This is a genomic window from Companilactobacillus huachuanensis (genome assembly GCF_005404815.1).
Lineage (GTDB): Bacteria > Bacillota > Bacilli > Lactobacillales > Lactobacillaceae > Companilactobacillus > Companilactobacillus huachuanensis.
Genome location: NZ_BJDF01000020.1, coordinates 40,709 through 46,802, shown reverse-complemented (window position 1 = coordinate 46,802; position 6,094 = coordinate 40,709). Strand labels below are relative to the sequence as shown.

The 6,094-nt window shown below is 33.2% G+C and carries 7 protein-coding genes; 4 read left to right on the top strand and 3 right to left on the bottom strand.

Annotated features, from left to right (window positions below):
* Positions 1 to 390: 390 nt before the first annotated feature.
* From FFM71_RS10995 to FFM71_RS10985, 3 genes are all read right to left on the bottom strand, one after another.
* On the bottom strand, positions 391 to 1,329 hold the full coding sequence (locus FFM71_RS10995) for an ROK family protein (RefSeq protein WP_137612223.1): 939 nt from the start codon (positions 1,327 to 1,329) through the stop codon (positions 391 to 393).
* Between the two features lie 50 nt (positions 1,330 to 1,379).
* Entirely contained in the window at positions 1,380 to 2,639 is a 1,260-nt protein-coding gene (locus FFM71_RS10990; RefSeq protein WP_137612222.1) for an alpha-L-fucosidase, read from the bottom strand.
* Between the two features lie 70 nt (positions 2,640 to 2,709).
* Positions 2,710 to 3,426, bottom strand: a complete 717-nt coding sequence (locus FFM71_RS10985; protein ID WP_137612221.1) for a GntR family transcriptional regulator — start codon at positions 3,424 to 3,426, stop codon at positions 2,710 to 2,712.
* Positions 3,427 to 3,575: 149 nt separating this feature from the next.
* On the opposite strand from FFM71_RS10985, the gene FFM71_RS10980 reads away from it, so the two are divergent.
* From FFM71_RS10980 to FFM71_RS10965, 4 genes are read left to right on the top strand one after another with little or no spacing between them, the layout of a single operon-like run.
* The gene (locus tag FFM71_RS10980) at positions 3,576 to 3,980 is read left to right on the top strand and encodes a PTS sugar transporter subunit IIA domain-containing protein (RefSeq protein ID WP_137612220.1); all 405 of its coding nucleotides are present in this window, start codon (positions 3,576 to 3,578) and stop codon (positions 3,978 to 3,980) included.
* Positions 3,980 to 4,480, top strand: a complete 501-nt coding sequence (locus FFM71_RS10975) for a PTS sugar transporter subunit IIB (protein WP_223876533.1) — start codon at positions 3,980 to 3,982, stop codon at positions 4,478 to 4,480. Before FFM71_RS10980 ends, FFM71_RS10975 begins: the two co-directional genes overlap by 1 nt.
* The gene (locus tag FFM71_RS10970) at positions 4,481 to 5,293 is read left to right on the top strand and encodes a PTS mannose/fructose/sorbose/N-acetylgalactosamine transporter subunit IIC (protein ID WP_137612219.1); all 813 of its coding nucleotides are present in this window, start codon (positions 4,481 to 4,483) and stop codon (positions 5,291 to 5,293) included. It abuts the gene before it with no gap.
* Entirely contained in the window at positions 5,268 to 6,080 is an 813-nt protein-coding gene (locus FFM71_RS10965; RefSeq protein WP_137612218.1) for a PTS system mannose/fructose/sorbose family transporter subunit IID, read from the top strand. The genes FFM71_RS10970 and FFM71_RS10965 overlap by 26 nt, the downstream gene beginning before the upstream one ends.
* The last annotated feature ends 14 nt before the right edge of the window (positions 6,081 to 6,094 follow it).

Below are 6,094 nucleotides of genomic sequence, written 5' to 3'. Positions count from 1 at the left end.
CAATGTAATGAAATAAACACAATCTGCCTAACTCCAGTAACTGAAAATCCCTTGGAATCAGTATTTTAAAAAGTGGCTAACTTGTTCTTGCAATTTGCGGATTAATTTCTATTTAGAAAACAATAAGTTATTGTGAATGAAAGAATTTACTTATCTTTTAATCAAAATATATCTTCTTTATTAAAATCAAACACCCTTCATGAAAAAATATAAAATTTTAAAAAATTTGTTCATTTACTGATTCAATGCGTTTTAGTTCTCAGTAATTAATTGATTTTTTTGGATAGAAATTAAAAGAACTCAATTGTCGGAATATTTGCATCCGGCGATTGGGTTCTTTTTCTTTTCTTAATCATATAGTAAATTACATTCGTTTTAAAAGATTCAAATTTATAGACGTTGCGCTGCATGAAGGGCACAACCCTGTAAAGCAATTAGATTAGCATCTAGATCTGAATTTTTAACTCCATATTTAACAAAACGCATTGTTGTGGGGTCTAAGTACCTCTGCAAGTGTTTTATATACCAACCTCCTGTAAGGACGCCTCCTCCAAAGCGAATTGCTCTAGGGTTAACAGCCTTTGTTAAATTCATAACCATGTTTGCAGTAGCCTTTAATGATTGGGAGACAACAGCTAAAGCAAGGGGATCATTAGAATCATAAGCATCGAATAATTCTTTACCGTTAACACGTTTTCCAGTTTGAATATCTAATATTGATTGGTACTTATTTTTTAATTCATGAGCTCTATTGGACATCCCTAATCCTGAAGCGAGTGGTTCTACACAACTGTAGCGTCCACAAATACATTGGACATCGCTTCCTGAGTCAACCACCATATGACAAAACTCACCGGCATCATAATCTTTCCCAAGAATAATTTGTCCGTTAAAAACGATTCTTCCAGCAATACCAGTACCAATACTTAAATAGATAAAGTTCTTTGTTTCTGTCCCTATCCCTAATTCCTTTTCTGCAACTGTGGCAGCAGCTAAATCATTAATAATAAAACAGGGAAGTCGGTATCTTTCTTTAATAAGTTTTGAGACATTGATAACCTGTGCATTTTCAGGATCAATTTCATACCATATTCCATCAAGATTATTAACCCTACCAACCATATCAATACCAATAGCAATAATATTACCTATTTGATGATTTTCTAAGTATTCGTCAATTACTTGATATATTTGTTTCATAGCATTTTCTTGGGTAGAGATATCGGAAGGACACTTGATTTTAGTCAATACATCGCCTGAAGGACTAACTTCACCTATAAGAATTTTAGTTCCACCAACATCTACAGTTAATATTGTATTTTCTTGCATTTAAATAGACCCCTTTTCATATAAAACGGATAACATTTCAATTAAATAAATTATTTGAAACGTATTTTAGCGACTCTTATGATCCAATTTGTTCCATAATTAAACCCTGAAGCATCAAAGGTTAATGCTCCAGTTTCGGTATCTTGCATAAATTTTAACTTCTCGTTATCGTCCATCCAAGTTATCGAAGAAATAGGCTTGTGTATATTGGTAAATGATTTTAAATGGGAGCCTTCACCACCCAAAACAACGTTATCATTTCCTACGTTTGTTAAACCATTAATAAAAGCATAAAGGTTACCTTGATTATCTTGGACCAATCCTAGATTTTCTTTGCTGGATTTAGTTTTTACCGGCCGGACATTATAAATTGAATTACCATATACGTTTATCCACTTACCAATGATATTCATATACATTGAGCTAATATTGGGAATTGACCCGTCACCATTTAATCCAATATTTATTAAGGTATTACTGCCCAGACATCGAGACTTGGCAATTGTTGTTATAATTTCACTTGGAGACTTGTAATTAATATCATTACTTGCAACACCCCAATGTTTATTTAAAGTAAGGGATATTTCACCTGCGACATATTTCTCACCGTTTCCCGTGTGATCGATATAACTTGGGTTGCCACGTTCGTAGGTAAGTACATCTACATTGCGGTTATCCAATTTTCCTTGTTTTTTTAAGCCAGTGTTGTTGATAATAATGGCATTTGGTTGATAATAATTGATGATATTGTAGAGCTTGTCTAGTTCCCAATCTGCGTTCTTTTTATTCCAATTTCCATCAAACCAAAAACCACTAATTTCCCCATAGTTAGTACAAAGAATCTTTACTGATTCTCTAAGGTATTCAAGATATTTTTTGAAATTCTTAACATAATCAGGATTATGCCAATCATATGTTGCCATATAAATAAAAGGCTTAATATTTTCATCCCGACAGGCTTCAACAAATTCTTTTATCAGGTCGCGCTTAGCTGGTGCGTGAGTGATATCAAAAGAGCTTAAGCCTTGTGTATTATAGAGAAAAAAGCCTTCGTGATGTTTAGCCGTTAAGACAATATACTTGGCACCCATTGATTTAGCTGCTTTTACTATTTTTTTAGCATCAAAACTTTTAGCATCAAAATCTTTTATTGTATTTTCATATTCTCTTTTATCGAGGTTATGGATCAGCTCCGTCCACTCTCCTTGCTGCTTTAATGAATAAAGACCCCAGTGAATGAAAAGTCCAAGTCCCATATCTTCATAGTTTTTAATTTTAATACTAGGAAGTAATTCTTCTTTTTTTAACATAATTAATGCATCCCCATCTGTAAATATATAGTTAAAGCATAGAAGGGTAATAGAAAGTATTTTTGACGAATTATAATGAGTCTCGACTTAAACTTTGAGCGAAAAGCTCTGGATTCATATAATCGGAAATAAATTCCAATATCTTACCATCTGGCAAAAATGTGGTTCTCTCTTGATAATATGAGTATTTTAAATACCCGTCCGGATCGAAAGATTTAATTAAAAAATCTTTTGGTAATACCTTTATTGAATTGACCTGTTTAAATGGGAGATTATATGCGTTGATTTTGAAATCTTCAAAATAGAGTTTATAAATTGATGAAAAATCATCAGGAGTTTTAAAATGATTAACTTTTATAAATTCCTTAGGAATATAGGAAAAATTCACATTGGAAATACTATCATTTCCTATGTGATAAATACGTGTGATTTTGTAATAAGAATCTTTGATATGTAATTTATCTAATATTTTAGGATTTGATTCTTCGCTTACAGATTGTATTTCTATGCGTTTGACCAATTCAGTTCTCAATGGTAGGTCTGAGACCATTAGTAATTCATTAGTGTTGTTCTTACTGACAAAGGTACCTTTGCCTTGGAATCTTTCAACTTTTCCAAGACGTACTAAATTATCCATTACTTTGACTGCCGTAGTCGAGCTAACATTATAGACTTGTCTTATTTCTGCTTCACTATAAAATTTGTCACCCTTCTCAAAGAAGCCGGTGGCAATTTTTTTTATCAAATCATCTGTAATTAATTTATATTTTGATTGAATGATGAACACCTTCTTTTTCTTGTTATCATAATAATAAGAGAATTAACGTGTTAAGTCAATGAATTTTATGATAACGCTTGCAATTCGACTAACCATGGTTTATATTAAAGCCATCAAGAGTTAACGCGTTAACACGTTAAATATGGGGGTGAGTTTTATTGAATTATATCGTAAGTTCTCATGGAGAATATGCAATTGAAGCAATAAAAAGTTGTGGAATGATTACAGGTAAAATCGATAATTTTTATGGGTATGCATTTGACGGTGAAAAGAATATACAAGGTGTTGAACATGATTATGAAGAAATTATTAAAAATAAAAAGTTAGATTATAAAGACGTAACGATTCTAACTGATCTTAAATCAGGAACACCTAATAATGCGGCCATTATGTTATCGGCTAAACATAGTATTAAAGACATCTATACAGGAACTTCACTGAGTGATCTGGTATTTCTTGCAATGGGTGAGAATATTGATTCTGTATTTCAATCAAAGCTTGATTATTCAGGCAAAGTTGTTATTGAGGAATCAAATGGGAATGATGAAGAGGAGGAAGACTAATGTCCAAAATGCAAGATTTAGGAATTATTAATATTCGTGTAGATGAGAGATTGATTCATGGACAGGTTGCAACAATGTGGACCAATAGTTTAAGAGCAAGTCGAATCATGATTGTTGGTGATGATATTGTTCATGATGATATTCAAAAAATGGCATTAAAAACAGCGGTTCCTGCTGGGGTTAGGTTAAGTATATTGACAGCTGAAGGTGCTGCAAAAAGAATTTTAAGTAGCAAATATTCAGATCAACGTGTATTTATGATTGTCCAGACACCTAAATATTTAAAAATGTTAGTAGAGAATGGTGTCCCATTAGAAACTGTGAATGTTGGAAATATGTCTACAAAGGAAGGGTCAAAACAAGTAAAGAAATCAGTTGCTGTTACTCCGGAAAATATCGAAGATTTTAATTATTTGAATGAACATGGGGTTTCTTTGATTGCACAGATGGTACCTTCAGAAAATCCTCAAAAATTTATGAAGTTATTGGAGGAAAAATAAATGCATATAGCAATTTGGCAAATTCTTGTTCTTACGGTATTAGCAGGATGGATGATTATTGATCAATTGACACTTGTATTGATTGGTAATTATCCACTCTTAGTCGGTCTCGTTGCTGGGATTATCATGGGTGATATTAAAACTGGACTAGCTGTCGGCGGTACATTACAACTCATGGTATTAGGTGTAGGTACTTATGGTGGTGCAAGTGTTCCAGACTTTATGACAGGGGCAATTGTAGGTACAGCATTTGCTGTAGCCTCGGGTAAAGGATTGAGCTTTGCGATTGGATTGGCTGTTCCGGTTGGTTTATTAATGGTTCAATTGGATGTTTTAGCTAGATTTACCAATACTTATTTTCAACATCGTGTCGATTCAAAAATTGCTGAAGGCGATGTTCCGGGAGTATCGAGAAATATATTGTATGGTAGTATTCCATGGTCATTATCTAGAGCAATTCCAGTTTTCATCATGTTAACTTTAGGTAATAGTGTTATCCAAATTATTTTGAAAGATATGCCAAAGTGGTTAACTAGCGGACTTAGTGTTGCTGGTGGTGTCTTACCAGTTGTAGGTATTGCGATTCTATTAAGATACTTACCAACTAAACAATATGTTAATTATTTGATTATCGGTTTTGTTCTCGCTGCATATATTAAGGTTCCAATGTTAGGTATTGCTTTAGTTGGATTGGCTATGGCAATTGCATACTATAAGAATAACGAAAAATTAAATGAACAAAAATTAGCAACAGCAACTAATAGTAATTCTGATGGGGTGAGTGACGATGACGACGACGAATACGAAGATTGATAAACAAAAAGTAAAAGAATTGCATCAAGCCAATCGTAGATGGCTATGGGGAAGTCAAATAGGTTGGAACTATGAACGTATGATGGCGTCTGGATATCTATATGCTATTTTGCCCGAGTTAACAAGATTATATAAAGATCCTGATGATTTGAAGACAATGATGGCAACACATAATCAATTTTTCAATACAAATCCATTTATCGGTCAATTGATAATTGGTATGGATATGGCCATTGAAGAGGATAAAGGAATTAGTTCCAAAGAGGCAGTTATTGGATTAAAAACAGGATTAATGGGTCCTTTTGCAGGTGTTGGTGACACTATCTTTGGTGTAATCCTTCCAACTATTTTCGGATCAATTGGGGCTTATATGGCCTTGTCAGGTAATGTCTTTGGCGCATTACTATGGTTGGCAGTAAATATTGGATTGCTATTCATGCGTTATCCACTATTAAAATTAGGATATGTTCAAGGTGCTAAATTAGTTGGTGAGTTTGGTGACAAACTTAATATGCTTACTAATTCTGCAATTTTATTGGGTGTTACGGTTGTTGGAGCTTTGATCCCTACAGTTGTAAAAGCAAATGTTCCATTTGTTTATAGATCAGGTAAGGTTACTTTGAAGATGCAAAGTATGCTTAATCAGATCATGCCAAGTTTAGTACCAGTTTTGTTAGTAGCCTTAGTATATTGGCTTCTAGGTAAGAAAAACGTAACTTCAACAAAGATGATTATATTCGTTCTTGTTTTATCAATTGTTTTGGGAGCATTTAAAATTTTAGGCTAATTAGGGAGATAGAG

Excerpts from the sequence above, each read along its gene's own strand:
- FFM71_RS10995 (WP_137612223.1), bottom strand. The coding sequence starts at position 1,329 with ATGCAAGAAAATACAATATTAACTGTAGATGTTGGTGGAACTAAAATT.
- FFM71_RS10990 (WP_137612222.1), bottom strand. The coding sequence starts at position 2,639 with ATGTTAAAAAAAGAAGAATTACTTCCTAGTATTAAAATTAAAAACTAT.
- FFM71_RS10975 (WP_223876533.1), top strand. The coding sequence starts at position 3,980 with ATGTCCAAAATGCAAGATTTAGGAATTATTAATATTCGTGTAGATGAG.
- FFM71_RS10970 (WP_137612219.1), top strand. The coding sequence starts at position 4,481 with ATGCATATAGCAATTTGGCAAATTCTTGTTCTTACGGTATTAGCAGGA.
- FFM71_RS10965 (WP_137612218.1), top strand. The coding sequence starts at position 5,268 with ATGACGACGACGAATACGAAGATTGATAAACAAAAAGTAAAAGAATTG.